The organism is Bacillus pumilus (assembly GCF_003431975.1).
GTDB classification, from domain to species: domain Bacteria; phylum Bacillota; class Bacilli; order Bacillales; family Bacillaceae; genus Bacillus; species Bacillus pumilus_N.
Map to the genome: position 1 here is coordinate 441,113 of NZ_CP027116.1, position 18,956 is coordinate 460,068.

Below are 18,956 nucleotides of genomic sequence, written 5' to 3' on the forward strand. Positions count from 1 at the left end.
TTTAAATGCCTTTATTTTTCATATATCTTGAATCACCTTCTACTCTATCATATAAAAAAATAATAGGATTCACCTCAATATCAACTCCCTCAAAAAGTATGAATAAAAGATGACCAAACGATGATAAGTTCGTGAAAACAGTGGAATCCAATTGAGATTTGAGAAGGAACATGTAAAATAAAGCTACATAAAGAAAAACAGAGGTAACAGCGGAGGCTGATGATGAAAATATTAATGATTGAAGATAATCAGAGCGTTTGTACAATGACGGATATGTTTTTTCAACGAGAGGGATTTCAAGCGGCATTCGTCTATGATGGAGTAGAAGGGTTGAATCGATTCAAGGAAGAGGAGGATTGGGATCTGCTCATCTTGGATGTCATGCTTCCTTCAATGGACGGTCTGACCATTTGTCAAAAGGTACGCCAAATCAGTGATGTTCCGATTATCATGCTGACAGCAAAGGAAACCGAATCTGATCAGGTGCTAGGCTTTGATCTTGGGGCAGATGATTATGTGACAAAACCCTTTAGTCCGCTGACCTTAATGGCAAGAATTAAAGCAGTGAAACGTCGCTTTGCTCATACATCCCCTCAAGAAATAAAAGAGGATGAACAGCTGAAGACCGAACATTTTCAGTTAGATAAAAAAACGAGAGAAGTGTTTCTAGAGGGGAAACGAATCGAGAATTTGACACCAAAGGAATACGATCTGCTGTGCTTTTTTTTACAGCATCCTCGGCAAGTATTTTCACGAGAACAATTGCTTGAGCAAATTTGGGGATACCAATTTTATGGTGATGAACGAACGGTGGATGTTCATATTAAACGGTTGCGCCAAAAAATCGGGGACGGACCTAAACCCTTTCTGTATACGGTATGGGGCGTAGGGTATAAGTTCGATGAGGATTAAATATTTTTATCAGCTACTGATTAGTCACCTTGGGTTATTGCTCATTGCCATCATTATTATCAGCACTTTGATGTCTCATTTTGTAAAAGATATCGCCTATCAGAACAGAGTAGATGAAATGAAATCTTATGGGCATGAAATTTTGCAGAATGTTCAGCAGCTGCCGAAAACCGAGATGAACTTTCGACTTCGCCCATTTGAAGACATTCTCTCGACAAGACAAATTCGCTTTTTCGTCTTTGATGAAAAAGGGGCTGTGCTGTCCCAGAAGCAAAAGATGCCGCCGCATGAAGCTTTACTGACAAAGGATTTGTGGGCCAAGCTCACAAAAGGAGAAGAAATCATAGTCAAGAGGAGTGATTCACGCCGGCTTGATCAAGAAGCATCCTTGGTGGCACTGCCTGTCATAGAGGACGGAAAGCTGAAGGGCGGTGTCGTGCTCATCGCTCCCATTCAAGGAGCAGAAGAGCTGATTGCTCAAATGAATCGATATTTATATATCATCGTGTTTGTGGCATTGACGATTACCTTTATTCTCAGCTTGTTTCTGTCGAAGTTTCATGTGAATCGTATCAAAAAACTGAGAGAGGCGACAGAGAAAATTGCGCAGGGTGACTACAACATTCATCTTGAGAACAAACATCTTGATGAAATTGGCACACTAGGTGAGGATTTTAATATGATGGCCAGTCGTCTTCAACGGTCAAGAGAGGAAATTGATCGGCTTGAGAAACGAAGACGCCAATTCATTGCAGATGTGTCTCACGAATTGAAAACACCGCTGACGACCATTCGAGGATTGGTCGAATGGCTGAATACTGCGGATGTGCCGGCTGAAGAGAAAGAGAAATGCTATGCGCTTATCACGGATGAAACAAAACGCATGCTGCGTCTCGTCAATGAAAATATGGATTATGAGAAAATCAGGTCGAATCAAATCACCCTTCAAAAATTTCATTATCCACTCATTGATACGTTTGAAGTGATCAAGGAGCAGCTGAGCCGAATGGCTGAAGAGAAAAACAATCAACTCATTGTAGAGGTTGATCCAGAGCAAAAGGTATACGCAGATTATGACCGGCTCATTCAAATCCTCGTCAACATCACAAAGAACGCCATTCAATTTACAGAAGGCGGCCATATTTCTTTGAGAGGGAAAGAAGAAAATGGGGAAACGGTCATTGAAGTAGAAGACACGGGAATCGGCATTGCATCTGAAGAAGTCAAACACATTTGGGAACGTTTTTATAAAGCGGATATCTCGAGGACAAATACACCATATGGAGAATATGGACTTGGTTTGTCTATTGTCAAGCAGCTTGTGGACTTGCATGAAGGCCATATTGATTTAAAAAGTAAAAAACATAAGGGAACGACATTCATCATTCGTTTGCCGCTCCCTCAGGAAAAGGGCTAGACTCGGTTTGGCCCTTTTTGGTGTATCTTCATCATTCTGTTTTGGAGAACGTTAAGCCGATATGAGCAAGTGCCTGCGGTAAATCCTTACGAATGGTGATGTCTTTAAATGATATATTTGATTGAATCGCACTCAGCGCAAGATCTTGCTTAATCCCCGTTAAAACAGCTGAAATACCCAAAAGTTTTAACGTTTGTGCATAGCTGACCAAATATTGAATGCTCTGTTCATTCAGCCGTTTTGTTCCCGAGACATCAATGACCAAATGAGAGAGCGACAGCCTGTAGCTTTCCTGTAAAATGGTTTCTAAAATATGCTGCGCCCGTGTCTCCTCGATATCACCAAGTAGAGGAAGGACGGCGACACCGTCAACAACTGGGACGATCGGTACAGATAATTGCTGAATCTGCCGGTTGGCACGGTCGAGTTCGAGGACGTAGCTTAATAAAGAAGCCATCGTTTCAAACATATGCACATGCTCTTCTGTGAATTGCTGAGACCTTATATCAAGCCCGCAAATCGTTCCGTAGTTCGTACCATCTGTAAAATCAATCGGCACCCCAATGAACGAGCCGCCTTGAAGGCGTTTCGTGACCTCTAAGTATTTAGAGCGGTCATCCGATGATATATCAGGAATCACAAGCGTATCCTGATGATCGACCGCCAGCTTGCAAAATGTCTTCTCGTAAGGAATTTCTTCTCCTTCTTCAAGAAGCTGCTCGTCATGATTTAACACCTTGACAATGTGATTGGTGTTTTGATCGTTTTTAGCAATAAACAGTGTATTCACATCAATGAATTGACTCATCATGTTTAAAATACTCGTAGAAGCATCATGAAAATTGCGAAACTGTTTTAATAGTTGTTGACGAGGCATTGTTTTAGGACTCCTTGTAGCTTCGGTCATAGGCCGAAACGATAGTTGATTTGTCTCTATCATACAAAATCAAACGAGAAATAGATATACTTTAATGCGCAAATCTACTTGAATCAAGCGAGCTCAAAAAAGACTGCCGATCCTGAGATCTGGCAGCCTGCTGATTAAAGAGAGACAGGGACAGTAGACATAGAGAAAAATTCCTCGTACAACGCTTGCACAGCTTCTTCTTCTTGAGCGGCTTTGACACCAAACATCATGCTGACCTCTGAGGAGCCTTGGTTGATCATTTCAATATTGACCTTCGCTTTTGACAGCGCCTTGGCGGCTCTTGCTGTTGTGCCAACATTGTGACGCATCGCTTCTCCTACGATCATAATGAGCGAGAGATTCGGCTCTAAAACAACCTCATCTGCATCAAGAACGAGCTTCAAGCGGTCGAGCAGCTCTTGTTCAATATGCTGTTCCTCCAGCTGATCCTGTCTTAAAATAATGTTCATATCATCAATACCAGAAGGGACGTGCTCATACGTAAGCCCGTATTCCTCTAACGTTTGCAGTACCTTACGTCCAAAACCGACTTCTCGGTTCATCAAATACTTGCTGATATAAATGCTGCAAAATCCACTGTCTGAGGCAATTCCGACAACAGGTCCATTTGTATGATCCCGCTTGTTCACAATTTTTGTCCCTTTTGCCGAGGGGTTATTGGTGTTTTTAATCTGAACAGGAATGCCTGCACGGAAGGCTGGAATGAGTGCTTCGTCATGGAACACAGAAAAACCAGCATAGGACAGCTCGCGCATTTCCCGGTACGTCAGCTCTGTAATTTCTTTCGGATCGTGAACGATCGTTGGATTGACAGCGTAGACAGCATCCACATCAGTAAAGTTTTCATACACATCTGCCTTCAAACCGTTCGCCAAAATGGAACCGGTAATATCAGAGCCGCTGCGAGAAAAGGTGACAATATCTCCCGACAGGCTAAAGCCAAAAAAGCCAGGGAAGATGATGATGCCAGAGCGCTCTCTTAATTTGTACAAATGATCATATGACTCCGAAAGGACTTGTGCCTGACCAGGCTCATCGCTCACAAACAGCCCAGCTTCCTTTGGATTCACATAATGAGCTTCGACACCTTGATGGCGGAAATAGGCAGCAATCAGCTTTGCGTTATTGTCTTCTCCGCTAGCTTTGATGGCATCAAGATATCGCTCAGGACGAGACGAATCAGCCTGTAAGAGGGCATCTAGATCTTGCCGGATGGTGTCAATCACGTCATGACTTAATCCGAGTTCATCCGCAATGGAGGCATACCGTTCAATGACGGCTTCCTGTAAATCGTGTGCTTCGCCTAAACGTAAATATTGCTCACCACAGCTAATTAATAGATCGGTGACCTTCGTATCCGTTGAATGCCGTTTTCCTGGTGCGGAAACAACGACTGCTTTTCGAGCTGGATCTGCTGTTACAATGTCAAATACCTTTTGCAGCTGCTTGCCAGATGCAAGTGAACTGCCACCAAATTTAACGACCTTCAATGCATACATCTCCTATAGTAAAAATTTTCTCACAAATTGAATAGTTCCTATTATCAACTCTTTTCTTCAAATTATCAAGGCTTTTCTTCTCTGTAAATACAAATGTTCTTTTAGAGAGGACAGTATAGCGTGAGTATATGAAAAAAGAGCCGGCTATATGCCGAGCTCTTTTTCTTATGAAGAAGATGAGGAGGAAGATAGCTCCTGTTTCATCACTTTATGATTGCGTTTTTCCTTTAAGAAAAAGGAGAGGACGAGCCCAATGACCGCAATCAGACCAGAAATGAAGAATGACGTATTCATTCCATGAACGGCTGATTTTAATGGGCTGGCCAATTCTGCATTTGCAGCAGAGCTGCTCATGATGGAGACAAGCACAGCTGTCCCAATGGAACCACCCATTTGTCTCATCGTGTTATTCATCGCTGTCCCATGCGGGATCAAATGAGGCGGTAAAGAGTTAATTCCTGCTGTTGTCAGCGGCATCATGATCATCCCAACCCCAATTAAGCGAAGCGTGTAGGCGACCGTAATGAGAGCAATGGATGAATCAAGGGTGAGCAGCATAAATGGCAAGGTCGTCACGGTAAGTATCGTAAACCCGCCTAAAGCCAGCCCTTTTCCGCCGACTTTATCAAAAATCCGTCCAATAATCGGTGATAGGAGCCCCATAAAAAGGGCACCAGGCAATAAGATAAGCCCTGTATCAAGAGCAGACAATCCTCTGACATTCTGCGTATAGAGCGGCAGAATGGTCTCTGTCCCAATCAATAAAGCAAAGACAAGCATGCCAAGGAAGGTCGTCAAGCTAAAGATCGCAAACTTAAATACACCAAATTCAAGCATCGGTCTTGTTAAATTTGATTGACGCAGGATAAAGAGGAACAAGCTCACAGCGCCGACAATCAGCGAAATGAGGACAGTCGCACTCGCCCAGCCATAGGTTCCAACGCTAGAAAAGCCGTATAGCAACCCGCCGAAACCGAAGGACGACAAGATGACAGATAAAACATCAATTCGTGTCTCTCGTTGCTGCGTCACATTTTTCATTAAGAAGAAAGCAAGAATGAGATCAATAATACCGATTGGCAGAACAATATAGAACAAGAACTTCCAGCTGAAGGAATCAACAATCCAGCCGCCAAGTGTCGGCCCAAGCGCCGGTGCGAACGAGATGACAAGTCCGACCATGCCCATTGCCTGCCCGCGTTTTTCTTTCGGGAAAATGGTTAAAAAGATCGTTTGCATCAGCGGCATTAAAATCCCTGCGCCAGCTGCCTGCACAATACGCGCTGCAAGCAGTACTGGGAAATTCGTTGCAAACGAAGCAAGAATGGTACCAGCTGTAAAGATGCTAAGCGCCGTTAAAACTAAAGAACGGCTCGAAAATTTCTCAATGAAGAAAGCCGTAATCGGGATGAGAATCCCGTTTGTCAGCATAAAGGCTGTGGTGAGCCACTGTCCTTTGCTGACCTCAATATTGAAGTCCTCCATGATATGCGGGATCGCTGGAATGAGAAGCGTTTGGTTTAAAATCGCAACGAATGCCCCAACGAGGAAAATCCCAACAATCACAGATCGATTATACGAGGTTGTTGATTGGTTCATGTTATCCCTTCTTTATCTATAAGATGATGCTTTTCAGCTGTGACACGTTTTGTGATAAAACGCTGTTTTTACCTAAATAATCGAGTAGTGAGCTGATTAAAAAGGTTCTCGGTTGGTCCTTTGATAATTCTTCACTTAGCAGCTCAAACGCAGAGAGGAGTTCGTCCTTTTCTTCCCCGTTTGACAGCGTGTGAAGCTCTTGTTTGATCTTCGTTAAGTACGAGATGACAAGCTTTTCTTCATCATATTCGTCCTGTGTGGAAAGCAAATAAGAGTCCATTAGCTGATCTGTTAGCACAGGCTCAATGGAGCAAGGCTTTTTCGATACTCGATCCATCACACCGATGATCATCTCGGCGGCATTTTCTAATTGAATGTTCTTGCGCTCAATCGCCAGCATCAAGATAAATTCTCTCATTAATCCGTTAAGGACAATCACAAGATCCCACACATAAGGCGCAACAGATTCACCATATGTGCTTAAAATAATGTCTCTGTGCCGTTGCATGATAATGGAGCGTGTCTCACGTAAATGCTTAATGACAATGGGTGAATGCTGTGAAAAAGCTTCAAAGGACAGCATATTCAAAAATTTATGATTCTCTTTAAACTCTTCAAGTTCAAGCTTAATCTTCTTTGTGAATTTTTCCTTTTTGGACAGCGTCGTTTCTGAATGAATAATCTGAGAAATCTCTCTCATTTTGCACTGATTGTATTTAATCAGTTCTAATAGAAGAGCTTCCTTTGAATCAAACAGTTTATAAATAGACGCTTTTGATATTTTACAGGCATCGGCAATTGACTGCATGGAGACACTCATATAGCCTTTTTGAGAAAATAATTTCTTCGACACCCGCAAAATCTCTTCTTGCTTTTCGTTCATCTTCATAAGTCCTTTCCGAATCGGTAAAACCATATGGTCACAATGGAAACCGAGTGGTCACTTTTGCTATGATAACAAAACGAATGACTCATGACAAGAAAAGAAACTTAAAAAACACCTATCTGATGAAAGGTGTTTTATCCTTCCGCATGTGCGGCATATATGATGATCTGACCGTTAAGTTCGGCGATCAAAAGGTCTTTTCGTTCCTTTACAGAGTAAATTACTGTCCCCTTTTTCAACACGGTAGCTGTGCCATGATTAAAATGTTCGTCAGCTGTTTTCTGAATTACACCTAATTGCTGATCTTTAGTGACGGTTAGTTGATGGGTCCAATCTACATTTGCTTCATAGACAGTTTCTTCCCATTGAAATAAATCTGCCTGTTCATCGAGAGCTAATACCTCTTCTGCACTAGGTGGTTTAGATTCGGCATACTGGACGGATTGGCATCCACATAAGCAAATGGTGAGTAACATTAAACATAAGTAAGTCCATAAATTTCGTGTCAAATGAGATCCTCCCCTTCACAAGAAAGCTATTATATAGTCATAGTCGTTTCCGAAGGATGTATCGTTACTTTATGAGGCGAGTAAGGAGATTGTATGTTGGCACAAAATACGATACATTTATCGTATGAATAATACAATCCATCCAACCCAAGAAGACATGAGACTGATTTCTGTGCTGCAAGCATTGGCTGATCCAATCCGATTAGAAATTGTCCGCTGCTTAGCAGAAGCAGGGGAGAGAACATGCGGCACGTATGAGATGAATATTGCCAAATCCACGCTGTCCCACCACTTCAAAGTGCTGAGGGAGGCAGGCGTCGTGAAAGTGAGAATTGACGGGAAGCACCGTTACTATTCTTTAAGAAAAGAAGACATCGAGACCGCATTTCCTGGGCTGGTGTCATCGATTTTAGCCGTAGATAAAGAGCGGTGGTAAGCCAGCTGTCTAGTAAAGCAGCTGGCTGTTTTATTTCCCATAAATCGACTCATGCAGTCTTTTCACCGCTGGCCGAATATCCTCTGGCCGTATATGAGAGAATCCAAGGATAAGCGGCACGAAGCCTTCTTTGTGACCGGGTACATGCTCATCAAGGGTAAAACGGTCCATCCCGTACATTTTCAGCTTTCTTTCTTTGGCTCGCTGTAAAATCTCGTGCTGCGTGCGGTTTGAACGGAACTCTGCGATAAAATGTAGCCCAGCATTTTCCCCAATAATCCGTACATTGTCAGCAAAAACCTTGTCGAGTTCTCCGGTGAGCTGCTTCCGCTTTTCCTCATATAAACCATTCATTCTTCTAATATGCCGCTGATATGCTCCATCCTTTATAAAATGAAGAAGGGTGTATTGTGTGAAAAGATTGGCTGTTTGAATGAAAAAATGCTGTTCTTCCTTGTAGCGTCTCAATAAATGATGAGGCAGCACCATATAGCTGATCCGTAAGCCTGGCAGCAAGGATTTTGAAAAAGTTCCCATATAAATGACTTTGTCATACCGATCCAAACTTTGCAGTGCTGGAATGCTGTCTGTGCCATACTTAAATTCACTGTCATAATCATCCTCAATGATATAACGGCCGGGTTGATCGGCTGCCCAGTTTAAGAGCTGAATTCGCCGGGAAATCGGCATGATGACGCCAGTCGGGAATTGATGTGAAGGGGTAATGATCAACACATTCGGTTCCTTCTTCTGAATGTCACTCATCCGCACCCCTTTTTGATCAATGCCAATCGTTTCAACTTGGTGATGATTGTTTTTCAGCATTTGATAGAGCCGGCGATAGCCGGGGTTTTCTAACCCGTATACTTGATCGGCTGGAAGAATACTTGATAACGAATGAATAAGTGATTGCGTGCCTGCACTTAATATGAGCTGTTCTGGATAACATTTGACCCCTCGTGCAAGCCCGATCAACCGGGCAATCGTTTCACGAAGTTCGTACACACCTTGTGGATGCGGAAGCTCACCAAATGCTTCTTCGTGGAGACTGATCGCCTTTTGTTCACTTTTCAGCCAGCTTTTAAATGGAAAATTGGCTGTATCAACAGAGATATGTGAAAAGGAATACCAGCCGTCTCGTGCAATCGGCTCTTCCTTTAAATCTGCTGGAAGGGAAGAGGGTTTCAGCTGACCTGACTCATGAAACGTTTCTAATGATTCGACGAAAAAGCCTTTGCGTTCAACCGAATATAAATATCCCTCGGCAAGCAGCTGCTGATATGCGCCATTCACTGAATTCACGCTGACATTTAATGTATCAGCTAACTCTCGTTTTGAAGGTAATTGATCGTGTGGCTGAAGGTTTCGATTTAAAATTTCTCCTTTAATTTTCGTGTAAATTTGATGATAAATAAATCCGTTTGCCCCTGTTTGATCTAGTTGAATTGTCAGCATCTCGTCATTCCTTCCTCTCTGGTACCATGAAAAAAATGATATTGGTACTTTCTATCATACCAAAAAATATTCAGAATAATAAAAAAGACATAAAGGGGATGGATGACAATGAGTCAAACGACAACAAACCGTTTTTCAACAGAAGAATGGCAGGGGAAAAGAGATCAATACGTCGCAAGAGGCGTGAGTAATGGCAACCGTCATCTTGCAGCAAAGGGGAAGGGAGCCGAGCTGTTCGATATCGATGGGAAACGATTTATCGATTTTGCTGGCGCTATCGGTACTTTAAATGTAGGCCATTCACATCCAAAGGTTGTGGAAGCCGTCAAAGCACAGGCAGAAAGTCTGATTCACCCAGGATTCAACGTGATGATGTACGAATCGTATATTGAATTAGCTGAAAAGCTATGTCGCCTTACACCAGGTGATCATGATAAGAAAGCCATTTTTCTTAATTCAGGTGCAGAAGCTGTTGAAAATGCGGTGAAAATTGCACGTAAATATACGAAAAGACAGGCCGTTGTCTCGTTTACAAGAGGCTTCCATGGCAGAACGAATATGACGATGAGCATGACAAGCAAGGTCAAGCCATATAAATTTGGCTTCGGCCCATTTGCATCAGAGGTGTACCAAGCACCATACCCGTATTACTATCAAAAGCCAGAAGGATTAAGCGATGCAGCCTACGATGAGTACATCATTGATCAATTCAACCAATTCTTCGTCGCTACCGTTGCACCAGAAACCGTTGCGTGTGTGGTCATGGAGCCAGTCCAAGGGGAGGGCGGATTCATTGTCCCATCGAAGCGTTTTGTTCAGCATGTTGCTTCATTCTGTCAGCAGCACGGGATTGTGTTTGTTGCAGATGAAATCCAAACAGGCTTTGCAAGAACAGGAAAATATTTTGCCATTGAGCACTTTGATGTGGTGCCGGACTTAATCACTGTATCAAAATCTCTTGCTGCTGGATTGCCGCTAAGCGGTGTAGTCGGCAGAAAAGAACTGCTTGATGCGGCAGATCCAGGGGAGCTAGGGGGAACATATGCAGGAAGTCCATTAGGCTGTGTGGCAGCACTAGCAGTTCTTGATATTATTGAAACAGAACAATTGAATCAGCGATCTGAACACATTGGACAAGTCATTGAGGATAAAGCAAATGATTGGAGAGCAAAGTATCCATTCATTGGGGAAGTCCGCCGATTAGGGGCAATGGCGGCGATTGAAATTGTGGAAGATCAAACAACGCGTACACCAGATAAGAAAACAGCCGCAGCGATTGCAGCATATGCAAATGAGCATGGGCTGCTCTTATTAACGGCAGGGATTAATGGGAATATCATTCGCTTTTTAACACCACTTGTCATCACAGATGAGCTGCTGCAAGAAGGTCTAGGGATCATCGAAGACGCCTTGACAGCACGCTAAACAACAAAGGGGGATGGTTGTATGCAAAAACAACAAATGGCAAAAACCATGTCGCAGTCAGACGTACTGTTTTTATCCATTGGTGCGATGCTTGGCTGGGGCTGGGTTGTACTTTCGGGAGATTGGATTTTAACAGCAGGATTTTTAGGAAGTGTGATCGCCTTTGTCATCGGCGGTATTCTCGTCGTCTTTATCGGACTTACGTATGCTGAGCTTTCGTCTGCCATTCCAGAGACAGGAGGAGGGCTCGTCTTTGTTCAGCGGGCATTTGGGATAAAATCCGCTTTTGTCTCGGCATGGGGCGTGTTGTTTGGCTACGTATCTGTCATTACGTTTGAAGCGGTCGCACTGCCAACTGTCATTGATTACGTCATTCCAACACAGCATGTTGGTTTCCTATGGAATATAGGGGGATGGGATGTTTATTTAACATGGGTGTTGATTGGATCTGGCGGTGCTTTATTTTTAACAGCACTGAACTATATTGGCGCTAAGCCAGCTGCTATTTTTCAATCTGTTTTTACAGTGGCCATTATCCTGACAGGTTTTCTTCTTTTAGGCGGAGCAACGTTTAACGGAGATTTAGCAAACCTTGAGCCGATGTTTCAAGGCGGGGTTGGCGGCGTCATGGCGGTTTTAGTGATGATTCCCTTTTTATTCGTTGGCTTTGATGTCATCCCGCAAGTGGCGGCGGAGATCAATGCACCGAAGAGAATTATCGGGAGAATTTTGATTATCTCCATCGTGAGTGCCGTTGTGTTTTATCTGCTCATTGTCTTTGGTGTAGCTGCGGGACTGTCAAAGGGTCAGCTTGAAGCTTCCTCATTAGCGACAGCAGATGCGATGGTGCAGCTGCTCGGTCATCAGGCGTTTGGGACTGTGCTTGTCATTGGCGGTGTAGCAGGAATTGTGACGAGCTGGAATGCTTTTATCATTGGGGCAAGCCGTATCCTATATGCTATGGCGGAAAGAGGCATGATTTCCAAATGGTTTGCGTATATTCACCCAAAGTATAAAACACCGACACATGCGATTTTATTCCTTGGAGCACTGGCCTTTTTTGCACCATTATTAGGGCGTCCTGCCCTCGTATGGATTGTCAACGCGGGTGGTGTCGGGATCATCGTCGGCTACTTAATTGTGTCCATTGCCTTTATGAGACTTCGCAAGACAGAACCTGAGCTTGAGCGTCCATACCGCATTAAATATTGGCGGACGACAGGCGTTTTAGCTATCGGACTGAGTCTCCTTTTTCTTTCATTTTATTTTCCGGGAATGCCGGCCTCCTTATCGTGGCCAGCTGAATGGATATTGCTTTTAGGCTGGGCACTCATTGGGTATATACTATATGTAATGAATCCAAGAACGAAGGAGACGGTAGAGCATGACAAACGAACTCAAAGTATATAATCCTGCGACAGGAGAAGAAATTGCTTCAGTTGCACAGCATACAAAAGAACAGATCGAAGACGCCATTACTCGCTCACACAAAGCATTCAAAACATGGGCAAAAACGTCAGCGCACGAACGTGCCAATATCATCCGTAAGTGGTTTGATCTCATGATTGAACATAAAGAAAGATTGGCAAAAATCATCACGGAAGAAAACGGAAAGCCGTATCAAGAAGCATTAGGGGAAATCGTCTATGCGGCTGGATACATTGAATGGTACGCAGAGGAAGCCAAACGGATCTACGGCAGAACCATTCCGTCACATACGACGAACAAACGCCTTTTCGTCACAAAGCAGCCAGTTGGTCCTGTTGCGGCCATTACACCGTGGAATTTCCCAGCAGCCATGATCACGAGAAAGGCAGCACCAGCACTTGCGGCGGGCTGTACGTTTATTGTAAAACCTGCTGAAGACACGCCGCTCACAGCCATTGAGCTTGTGAAATTAGGTCATGAAGCTGGAATTCCAGAGGATGCCCTACAATGGGTGGTTGGAGATGGAAAAGAAGTCGGTGAAATGTTCACAGATAGTCCATTGATTCGCAAAATCACGTTTACAGGCTCGACGCCAGTCGGAAAGCACCTGATCAAAAACAGTGCCAGCACAGTCAAGCACGTCTCAATGGAGCTTGGTGGTCATGCTCCGCTCATCGTAGACAAAGATGCAAATCTTGAACTAGCTGTCAAACAAGCAGTGGCATCTAAATTCCGTAATGCAGGACAAACTTGTGTGTGTGCCAACCGCTTAATTGTGCATGAAGACATTCATGAAGCATTTGCTCAAAGCTTCAGCAAAGAAGTAGAAAAGCTAAAAGTGGGAAATGGCTTTGAAGAAGGCACATCTATCGGTCCAATTATTAATAAGCGCGGCTTTGATAAAATCGTCAGCCAAATTCAAGATGCAGTCGATAAAGGGGCGAAAATCCTTGTCGGCGGCGATACGCATTTCGACGACGAAAAGTCATACTTTTTTGTCCAGCCAACGGTTCTTACACATGTCGACCCTTCCATGAACATCATGCATGAAGAGACCTTTGGACCAGTGGCGCCGATTACAACATTCAAAACGTTAGATGAAGCGATCGAGTTAGCCAACGATACACCTTTTGGTCTTGCAGCTTATTTCTTTACAGAGAATTATCGGAACGGCCTCTACATCTCAGAAAATCTTGATTACGGGATTATTGGCTGGAATGATGGCGGCCCATCGGCTGTTCAAGCACCTTTCGGAGGAATGAAAGAAAGCGGAATTGGCCGTGAAGGCGGCATCGAAGGGATCGAACCATATTTAGAAACCAAGTATGTATCCATTGGTTTAGATGAGTAATGAATGAAAAAGACTGCCGTAATAACTCGGCAGTCTTTTTTTATATTAAACAGCCGGTGGGAAAAGCTGCTCCACCGTTTCTTTCGTTTCTTTCAGAATTTCGTGGATGTAATCTGCAGGAGCCTGTTCCATGCTACTGAACAAAAGCCGTTCAACAGGCTCAATCCCAATAAAATCGAAGACTTCTGTATCTGTTGTCATGCGATGGGAGGGGACGATTCGGTTAGCATCAAGAAAGGTTCTTGGGGCATCATGCGTGTTGATAATGACTCCTTTTTTGTGCAGAAGCAGGTTTTCAATAGCCCCATGTTTGTTGATCTGATAAGCGAAGCCCTCAGAAAAAACGCGCTCTACATACCCTTTTAACATAGCAGGTAAGCCTGTCCACCATATGGGGAAAATAAATGTCAGGACATCTGCTTGTTGAATCAGTTTCTGCTCTATTTGAATGGCGGCTGGGACATGACCGCGTTTGATCGCAGCCTTTTCCGATATACTCAGCTCTGGCGAAAAATCAAGAGCATAGACATCACGAACAGTCACTTGATGACCATTGTTCAAAAGAGTGCTCACAACAAGATCTAATAAGGTTTGGTTTAAGCTTTGCTGGGGATGAGCAAATATGATTAGATGGTTCATCTCATAGCCTCCTACATGGTCATGTGTCTCATTATGGCATGCACTAGTATCCTATTCAATCCTATATTGGTAATAGTAGGTTGGGAAAATGGAAGGTGATTGATCAGCGTGCAGGTAAAAATTGGCATTTGCTGTATGGTCAGCGTCGGTGGTCAAACAAGTTGAAAATAAACAAAGCGATCGTTTCCGAAAAAACGATCGCTTACATATCACTTATTTCTTTCTAAAAGCAAGTCCAAGTGCAATCAGTGCCACGACTAGAGCAGCAATGGACAACCCAAGCACAAGAGGTGAGGAAGAAGAGGAAGCTGTTTCAGATGCCTTTTCTTCTTTTGGTTTTTCTTGACCATGTGAATCCGTTACCGTATTAGATGCTACGATGTTTGTGATGGAATGCGGCTTGTCAGCATCTTTATCGCCAGTCCATTCAACGACCGTTCCATCCTTATAATATTGATACGCATCCCATGCAGCTTCACCTGCTTTTTCAGGGTTTTTCGCTACAAAAACGAATTGCTGGAACTCTCCAGCAAGGACACCTTTACCCGTTGCCTCCCAAGTCACTCTTGTGACCTTGCCATCTTTTTCTTCAGTTGACGTTTTCCAGCCAGGTACTGGCTCGTATTGTTGGAATTCTACGCCTTTAGGCATTGTGACGACAACTTTAGTCGTCGGACTGTCACTTTCAGAAGGAACTTTCAAAGTATAAGTTTCCCACGCATTTGTCGCAGATGTGTCAGGTTTGACTGTGACGTGCGCACTTACAGGAATCGCCAATAAAAATGAAGCGAGAAGCATTGGTAATAAAGCTTTAACATATTTTTTCATATCATATGAACTCCTTTTAGTTTCTTCTAATAAATGTAGTATCGATATTTTCAAAGGAACCAGTTAACGCATGGATTTCAATTTTCCAAGTACCTTTTTCATTTAACAAGAGATTTTCAGCAGAGAAATGACCATTTTTTGATCGTTCCAGCTGAAATTCACTCGGTTTCTCCTCACCGAATAAGGCGACTTTATGGATCTTGGCTGTCACAGATTGAATGTCAGTGATCGTTTGTCCATTCTTCTTCGTAAATGCCACCTCGAACGTGTTTTTACCCGGAGCATTCGGGGTAATGCTCAAGGACACAATGTCACGATGCTCAACCTGGTTTGCGCCAAAGAATGGCTCAGGTGCAGGCGGAGGAGGGCTCGGAATATTGGTAAATACAGCCGTTAATAACAAAATGGCAACTCCGATGATCCACTCCGCTCGTAAGGAAATGCTTCGTCTTTGTTTCTTTTCCCACCTCAGCATCAAGTAATGAACAAGTCCAAGAAGTCCCATCAAGATAAATAAACCAAGCTTGATTAAAAACGTTCGTCCGTAAGCTGATTGGAAAAGAGCATCAAACGATTGCAAAATAAAGATGGCATTCACAAATCCTGAAAACACAATGAGTCCAACAGAGAGCAGTGCCCAAGGGTGAAATGCAGTAAATGTACTTCGGATGAGCGGCTGATCCTCATTTGGCAGCTTTTTCAACAATAACAGCACAATGGCAGTTAAACCACCGACCCAGATCGATGCAGAAACGAGGTGAATGAAATCAAGAGACGTTGTCAGTATTTTATTATCTGTTGCTGCTGGATGTCCGATTTGTGCTTTCAGCCAGAGAAGCACTGCGAATAGGAGCAGTGGAAACAACCATACCCGAATAGAAGTAAAATCCCCTTTTTTCATCGCAACTATGCTCCAAATGGTCAAAAGAACAAATGACACCATGAGCATTATCCACAAACTACCGCCAGAAGTCGATGCAATGGTTTCTTGTAAAAGCGATGGTTGAAATGCCCCCAAAAAGGACACGTCTGCCGCTGATTTTGTTTGAATCGGCAGCTGGAACACGAGTGCTCCGCCCATCATGATCAGTGACAAAGTCAAAAGCCGTTTCATTCGTTTCGCTAATACAGGTGAAATGGCTGCCCTAAACCAAATCAGTCCAAACAAAATCGTCCCGAGAAATAAACTAAACGACGTATAAAGAATGGCTTTGTCAATGGTCGAGGCTACATCAATGGATTCATTCGTTTGCCCTTGATCTAATTGGTCAAAACCACCATCCGCTTTGCCAATACTAAACGGGATCATGCCAGAGACAGAGTGTCCGTCAGCTGATACCGCATTCCACTGAATGGTATAAATTCCTTTTGGTAAATCCTTTTTTAAAGCAGCTTCCATAATTTTTTGATCTTTAATGACCGTATCTCCTTGATCCACACGATCCCCTTTTGCATTTAGCACCTTAATGGCATGAAATCCGCTTTCGATTCCTTCACTAAATGTGATAGAGACCGAAGGAGGCTGCTGATCAAGCTCTTCATTTGCCGCAGGATTCGAGCTGACGACGTATGCATGAGCAAATGCTTCCTTTGGAATGAAAAAAGCGAACATGACGATAAGGAGCAGAAGCCACTTACTATGTTTCAACAAGTGAATAACCGCCTTTCTACCTATGAAAATGTCTCATGTATCAGAAAGAAAGCGGCAGTAAACTGTGAGTCACAGAAAAAACCGCTCCTCCTATTGTGCCGCTCACTCTAAAAGGTAAACGAAACAAACAGCAAGATGGTTCACTTTTTCTGTGTCATGTCTGCGCAGACATTTCTTGATTGAATAGGTTTGATCATGTATAAGCCTATTCGATTTATGAAAAGGATACAAGAAGTGACCATTTAAAAGTTGTGAAATTCCAATGAATTTTATGTTGAAACCATGGCATGTTAACCTTTTCATCCCATTTGTCCTATGCTCTGACAGAGAATTCACATCATTTTTCAATTTTGTCACACACTAAGTGACAAAGTGACATTTAGTTTCAATTGAAGCGAAAGTGAAAGCGTTTTACGATAGGGGTAAGGGCTTCACTGACACTTGTTCTTATATCTTTTGACCTATAAAGCCCTGAATAAAGGGAGAGAAGAAAGGAGTTTTCACAGATGCAGGAAAAAAGCGGATTCCGCGTTAAAGTACAGCGCTTTGGAAGCTATTTAAGCGGTATGATTATGCCGAATATTGGCGCATTTATCGCTTGGGGACTGATTACGGCATTGTTCATTCCGAGTGGTTATTTGCCAAATGAACAGCTAGCTACACTTGTTGGTCCAATGATTAACTACTTACTGCCACTCTTAATCGGTTACACAGGCGGTAAACTCGTATACGACCACCGAGGCGGGGTACTCGGTGCAACTGCGACGATTGGGGTCATTGTCGGTTCGGATATTCCAATGTTTTTAGGTGCCATGATCATGGGACCACTTGGCGGTTACTTGATTAAGAAAATTGATCAGCTGTTCAAAGATCGAATCAAATCGGGCTTTGAGATGCTTGTGAATAACTTTACGGCAGGGATTCTAGGTGCCATTCTTGTCGCGATTGCTTTCTATGCTATCGGACCAGTGGTACTTGGTCTAAATAAAGCCCTTGCGGCAGGTGTAGATATCATTGTCAATGCACATTTACTTCCGCTGGCGAGTATCTTCATTGAACCAGCGAAAGTCTTGTTCTTAAACAATGCGATTAACCAAGGGATCTTAGGTCCTTTAGGGGTGGAGCAAGCGGCGAAGACAGGCCAGTCCGTTCTGTTCTTGCTTGAAACAAACCCAGGGCCAGGTTTAGGTGTTCTACTTGCATACATGTTCTTCGGAAGAGGGAATGCAAAGCAGTCTGCACCGGGTGCGATTGTCATTCAATTTTTAGGAGGAATTCATGAGATTTACTTCCCGTACATCTTAATGAAACCAAAGCTCATTTTGGCAGTAATTGCAGGGGGAGCGAGCGGCGTTCTGACCTTTACCCTGTTAAATGCAGGCTTAAAGGCTGTGCCGTCACCAGGAAGTATTATCGCCCTTATGCTGATGTCACCTAAAGGCGGCCATCTTGCCGTTTTAGCTGGTGTTGTCGTCGCAACCGTCGTATCATTCCTTGTCGCTTCTGTGATTCTGAAGGCATCAAAAGCCGTTGATGAGGATCTAACAGCAGCTACAGAGAAAATGCAGGACATGAAAGGGAAGAAAAGCGCAGCCGCAGCGGCTCTGACAGCACAAAAAGAAGATGCTGAAGTAAATGAGCAAGCAGCTGCTCCAAGTGATGTCAATCCTGATGACGTGAACAAAATCATCTTTGCCTGCGATGCAGGAATGGGTTCAAGTGCGATGGGTGCATCTATCTTAAAAAATAAAGTCAAAAAAGCAGAGCTTGATATTGATGTGACAAACACATCCATCAGCAACATCCCAGATGATGCCGATGTGGTCTTTACTCATAAAGATTTAACAGACAGAGCCAAGGCAAAGCTGCCGGGCGCTGTGCATATCTCAGTTGATAACTTCTTAAACAGCCCGAAATACGATGAGCTGATTGAGAAATTGAAAAAATAACATGACAAAACGGGTTGAGTTCAATTTTTCTTCATTGAGCTCCC

16 protein-coding genes are annotated in these 18,956 nt (G+C 43.4%); 7 read left to right on the forward strand and 9 right to left on the reverse strand.

The annotated features are described in order from the left end of the window. The first annotated feature begins 222 nt into the window (after positions 1-222). The gene (locus tag C5695_RS02110) at positions 223-912 is read left to right on the forward strand and encodes a response regulator transcription factor (protein WP_117728737.1); all 690 of its coding nucleotides are present in this window, start codon (positions 223-225) and stop codon (positions 910-912) included. Further along, on the forward strand, positions 902-2,329 hold the full coding sequence (locus C5695_RS02115) for a sensor histidine kinase (protein ID WP_117728739.1): 1,428 nt from the start codon (positions 902-904) through the stop codon (positions 2,327-2,329). Before C5695_RS02110 ends, C5695_RS02115 begins: the two co-directional genes overlap by 11 nt. Positions 2,330-2,360: 31 nt before the next feature. Here C5695_RS02115 and C5695_RS02120 read toward each other — a convergent pair whose 3' ends face one another. The 5 genes from C5695_RS02120 to C5695_RS02140 form a co-directional block, all read right to left on the reverse strand. Next, a complete protein-coding gene (locus tag C5695_RS02120; protein ID WP_117728741.1) occupies positions 2,361-3,206 on the reverse strand; it encodes a GAF domain-containing protein in 846 nt (281 codons plus the stop codon). Positions 3,207-3,370: 164 nt separating this feature from the next. Further along, positions 3,371-4,747, reverse strand: coding sequence for an aspartate kinase (locus C5695_RS02125; protein WP_117728743.1), 1,377 nt, complete (start codon positions 4,745-4,747; stop codon positions 3,371-3,373). Positions 4,748-4,921: 174 nt separating this feature from the next. Next, entirely contained in the window at positions 4,922-6,355 is a 1,434-nt protein-coding gene (locus tag C5695_RS02130) for an MDR family MFS transporter (RefSeq protein ID WP_117728746.1), read from the reverse strand. Positions 6,356-6,371: 16 nt separating this feature from the next. Then, positions 6,372-7,238 (reverse strand): TetR/AcrR family transcriptional regulator, encoded by an 867-nt coding sequence (locus C5695_RS02135; RefSeq protein ID WP_233230785.1) that lies wholly within the window; start codon positions 7,236-7,238, stop codon positions 6,372-6,374. Positions 7,239-7,375: 137 nt separating this feature from the next. Beyond that, positions 7,376-7,750: a hypothetical protein gene (locus tag C5695_RS02140; protein WP_117728751.1), complete on the reverse strand. Its 375-nt coding sequence runs from the start codon at positions 7,748-7,750 to the stop codon at positions 7,376-7,378. A 124-nt stretch (positions 7,751-7,874) separates the two neighbouring features. On the opposite strand from C5695_RS02140, the gene C5695_RS02145 reads away from it, so the two are divergent. Beyond that, on the forward strand, positions 7,875-8,186 hold the full coding sequence (locus C5695_RS02145; protein WP_117728753.1) for an ArsR/SmtB family transcription factor: 312 nt from the start codon (positions 7,875-7,877) through the stop codon (positions 8,184-8,186). Between the two features lie 30 nt (positions 8,187-8,216). On the opposite strand, the gene C5695_RS02150 is transcribed toward C5695_RS02145, so the two are convergent. Continuing rightward, on the reverse strand, positions 8,217-9,641 hold the full coding sequence (locus C5695_RS02150; RefSeq protein ID WP_117728755.1) for a MocR-like transcriptional regulator GabR: 1,425 nt from the start codon (positions 9,639-9,641) through the stop codon (positions 8,217-8,219). Positions 9,642-9,749: 108 nt separating this feature from the next. Between C5695_RS02150 and gabT the strand changes: the two genes are divergently transcribed. The 3 genes from gabT to C5695_RS02165 are packed head-to-tail and all read left to right on the forward strand — an operon-like array spanning position 9,750 to position 13,845. Next, complete coding sequence (gabT, locus tag C5695_RS02155; protein ID WP_117728757.1) at positions 9,750-11,066, forward strand: 4-aminobutyrate--2-oxoglutarate transaminase; 1,317 nt, start codon at positions 9,750-9,752, stop codon at positions 11,064-11,066. Positions 11,067-11,087: 21 nt separating this feature from the next. After that, a complete protein-coding gene (locus C5695_RS02160) occupies positions 11,088-12,476 on the forward strand; it encodes an APC family permease (RefSeq protein ID WP_117728759.1) in 1,389 nt (462 codons plus the stop codon). Then, positions 12,451-13,845, forward strand: a complete 1,395-nt coding sequence (locus tag C5695_RS02165; RefSeq protein WP_117728761.1) for an NAD-dependent succinate-semialdehyde dehydrogenase — start codon at positions 12,451-12,453, stop codon at positions 13,843-13,845. The genes C5695_RS02160 and C5695_RS02165 overlap by 26 nt, the downstream gene beginning before the upstream one ends. Positions 13,846-13,890: 45 nt before the next feature. On the opposite strand, the gene C5695_RS02170 is transcribed toward C5695_RS02165, so the two are convergent. From C5695_RS02170 to C5695_RS02180, 3 genes are all read right to left on the reverse strand, one after another. After that, the gene (locus C5695_RS02170; protein ID WP_117728764.1) at positions 13,891-14,484 is read right to left on the reverse strand and encodes an NAD(P)H-dependent oxidoreductase; all 594 of its coding nucleotides are present in this window, start codon (positions 14,482-14,484) and stop codon (positions 13,891-13,893) included. Between the two features lie 213 nt (positions 14,485-14,697). Next, entirely contained in the window at positions 14,698-15,312 is a 615-nt protein-coding gene (locus C5695_RS02175) for a YcnI family copper-binding membrane protein (protein WP_117728766.1), read from the reverse strand. A gap of 16 nt (positions 15,313-15,328) precedes the next feature. Then, positions 15,329-16,963 carry a copper resistance CopC/CopD family protein gene (locus C5695_RS02180; protein WP_117728769.1) on the reverse strand — a complete coding sequence of 545 codons (1,635 nt, stop codon included), beginning with the start codon at positions 16,961-16,963 and terminating at the stop codon, positions 15,329-15,331. A gap of 506 nt (positions 16,964-17,469) precedes the next feature. Between C5695_RS02180 and C5695_RS02185 the strand changes: the two genes are divergently transcribed. Further along, positions 17,470-18,912, forward strand: coding sequence for a PTS mannitol transporter subunit IIBC (locus C5695_RS02185; protein WP_117728771.1), 1,443 nt, complete (start codon positions 17,470-17,472; stop codon positions 18,910-18,912). The last annotated feature ends 44 nt before the right edge of the window (positions 18,913-18,956 follow it).

Bases quoted from the DNA above. Each gene is read 5' to 3' on its own strand.
- C5695_RS02110 (WP_117728737.1), top strand. From the start codon at position 223: ATGAAAATATTAATGATTGAAGATAATCAGAGCGTTTGTACAATGACG.
- C5695_RS02115 (WP_117728739.1), top strand. From the start codon at position 902: ATGAGGATTAAATATTTTTATCAGCTACTGATTAGTCACCTTGGGTTA.
- C5695_RS02120 (WP_117728741.1), bottom strand. From the start codon at position 3,206: ATGCCTCGTCAACAACTATTAAAACAGTTTCGCAATTTTCATGATGCT.
- C5695_RS02130 (WP_117728746.1), bottom strand. From the start codon at position 6,355: ATGAACCAATCAACAACCTCGTATAATCGATCTGTGATTGTTGGGATT.
- C5695_RS02135 (WP_233230785.1), bottom strand. From the start codon at position 7,238: ATGAACGAAAAGCAAGAAGAGATTTTGCGGGTGTCGAAGAAATTATTT.
- C5695_RS02145 (WP_117728753.1), top strand. From the start codon at position 7,875: ATGAATAATACAATCCATCCAACCCAAGAAGACATGAGACTGATTTCT.
- C5695_RS02150 (WP_117728755.1), bottom strand. From the start codon at position 9,641: ATGCTGACAATTCAACTAGATCAAACAGGGGCAAACGGATTTATTTAT.
- gabT (WP_117728757.1), top strand. From the start codon at position 9,750: ATGAGTCAAACGACAACAAACCGTTTTTCAACAGAAGAATGGCAGGGG.
- C5695_RS02160 (WP_117728759.1), top strand. From the start codon at position 11,088: ATGCAAAAACAACAAATGGCAAAAACCATGTCGCAGTCAGACGTACTG.
- C5695_RS02165 (WP_117728761.1), top strand. From the start codon at position 12,451: ATGACAAACGAACTCAAAGTATATAATCCTGCGACAGGAGAAGAAATT.
- C5695_RS02170 (WP_117728764.1), bottom strand. From the start codon at position 14,484: ATGAACCATCTAATCATATTTGCTCATCCCCAGCAAAGCTTAAACCAA.
- C5695_RS02175 (WP_117728766.1), bottom strand. From the start codon at position 15,312: ATGAAAAAATATGTTAAAGCTTTATTACCAATGCTTCTCGCTTCATTT.
- C5695_RS02185 (WP_117728771.1), top strand. From the start codon at position 17,470: ATGCAGGAAAAAAGCGGATTCCGCGTTAAAGTACAGCGCTTTGGAAGC.